Genomic DNA, 2,208 nt, shown 5'->3' on the forward strand with positions numbered 1-2,208 from the left:
AAAAATAAACAATAAGAAATTCAGAAAACAAGCTTTCTATTTGAAGCAGCTTGCTTAATATCGGCGGCGGCGTGGTCAGCGGGTGATCAGCCTTGTACGGGCCTTCCGGCATGTTGCGCATGCACTGGTCGATGATCTTGATGCTCTGGCGCATCTCTTCGACGCGAACCATGCAGCGATCGTAGGCATCGCCGTTGGCGGCCAGCGGCACTTCGAACTCGAAGTTCTCGTAGCCCGAGTACGGACGAGCTTTACGCAGGTCGAAATCGCAACCGGTCGAACGCAGGCCAGCACCGGTGACGCCCCATTCCAGGGCCTCTTTGGTGTTGTAGGCGGCAACGCCGATGGTACGACCCTTGAGGATGCTGTTCTGCAGGGCAGCCTTGGTGTATTCGTCGAGGCGTTTTGGCAGCCATTCAACGAAGTCTTTCACCAGTTTTTCCCAGCCGCGCGGCAGGTCGTGAGCGACGCCACCGATGCGGTACCAGGCCGGGTGAAGACGGAAACCGGTAATGGCTTCGATCACCGTGTACGCCTTCTGGCGGTCGGTGAATGTGAAGAACACCGGGGTCATTGCGCCAACGTCCTGGATGTAGGTCCCCAGGAACAGCAGGTGGCTGGTGATCCGGAAGAACTCGGCCATCATGATGCGGATGACGTCGACCTTCTCAGGCACCTTGATGCCGGCCAGCTTCTCGACCGAGAGCACGTACGGCAGGTTGTTCATCACGCCGCCGAGGTAGTCGATGCGGTCGGTGTACGGGATGAAGCTGTGCCAGGACTGACGCTCGGCCATCTTCTCGGCGCCACGGTGGTGGTAACCGATGTCCGGAACGCAGTCGACGATTTCTTCACCGTCCAGCTGCAGAATGATGCGGAACGCACCGTGAGCCGAAGGGTGGTTCGGGCCCAGGTTGAGGAACATGTAGTCCTCGTTCACACCGGAACGCTTCATGCCCCAGTCTTCAGGACGGAAGCGCGCGGCCTCCTCCTCAAGCTGTTGCTTGGCGAGGGTGAGGCTGTACGGATCGAATTCGGTGGCGCGCGCCGGGAAGTCCTTGCGCAGGGGGTGACCTTCCCAGGTCGGCGGCATCATGATGCGCGACAGGTGCGGGTGGCCTTTGAAGTCGATGCCGTACATGTCCCAGACTTCACGCTCGTACCAGTTGGCGTTCGGCCAGATGCTGGTGACGGTCGGCAAGCTCAGGTCGCTCTCGGACAAGGCGACCTTGATCATCACGTCACTATTACGCTCAAGCGACATGAGGTGATAGAACACGGTGAACTCGGCGTCCGATGGCAGCCCTTGACGCTTGGTGCGCAGACGCTCGTCCACGCCGTGCAGGTCATAGAGCATGACGTACGGCTTGGGCAGGTTGCGCAGGAAAGTCAGGACTTCAACGAGTCTGGCGCGAGCCACCCACAGCACCGGCATGCCGGTGCGGGTCGGCTGGGCGGTGAACGCCTCAGGGCCAAAACGGTTGTTCAATTCAACGACCACATCCTGGTCGTCTGCCTTATAAGGCGGGATGTACAGAGCGCTGCCTGTAGTCATGGTTATTTTTTCGCTTTCGGTCAACGTAAAGAATGAAGCCAGCTTCTCGTTTCTTTGTAAGAACAGATCTGGATCAGACTTCGTCAGGGCTGCGCAGGTTGGTCACTGCGATTCGCTGTTCGCGGCGCTGTTCCTTCTGCGAAGGCATGTCGGCGCGATAAACGCCTTGATCACCAACGACCCAGGAAAGCGGGCGACGCTCCTTGCCAATCGATTCCTGCAACAGCATCAAGCCTTGCAGAAATGCTTCTGGACGGGGCGGGCAGCCAGGTACGTAGACGTCCACCGGCAGGAACTTGTCCACCCCTTGAACCACGGAGTAGATGTCGTACATGCCACCGGAGTTGGCGCACGAACCCATGGAGATAACCCATTTCGGCTCGAGCATTTGCTCGTAGAGACGCTGGATGATCGGCGCCATCTTGATGAAGCAGGTACCGGCGATAACCATGAAGTCTGCCTGACGCGGCGATGCCCGGATAACCTCGGCGCCGAAGCGCGCGATGTCGTGGGGCGCCGTGAAGGCGGTGGTCATTTCCACGTAGCAGCACGACAGGCCAAACTCGCGCACCGCTTGCAACGTTGTGTGTTGATGAAGCGGATCGAGCATTGAGGTCGGCTCATCCAGCAACAGCGTTTGCCCGGCCTGCCCC

At 59.0% G+C, this 2,208-nt stretch carries 2 protein-coding genes; both read right to left on the minus strand.

Annotated elements, in window-relative coordinates; genetic code table 11:
- On the minus strand, nt 1–1,555 hold a 1,555-nt coding region (gene nuoC / locus ACIQVE_RS29535), incomplete at its 3' end, for an NADH-quinone oxidoreductase subunit C/D (RefSeq protein WP_402815475.1).
- A 73-nt stretch (nt 1,556–1,628) separates the two neighbouring features.
- A partial coding sequence (nuoB, locus tag ACIQVE_RS29540; RefSeq protein WP_402815477.1) for an NADH-quinone oxidoreductase subunit NuoB occupies nt 1,629–2,208 on the minus strand: 580 nt, incomplete at its 5' end.

It is taken from the genome of Pseudomonas sp. NPDC098747 (genome assembly GCF_044760045.1).
Classification (GTDB): Bacteria; Pseudomonadota; Gammaproteobacteria; order Pseudomonadales; family Pseudomonadaceae; genus Aquipseudomonas.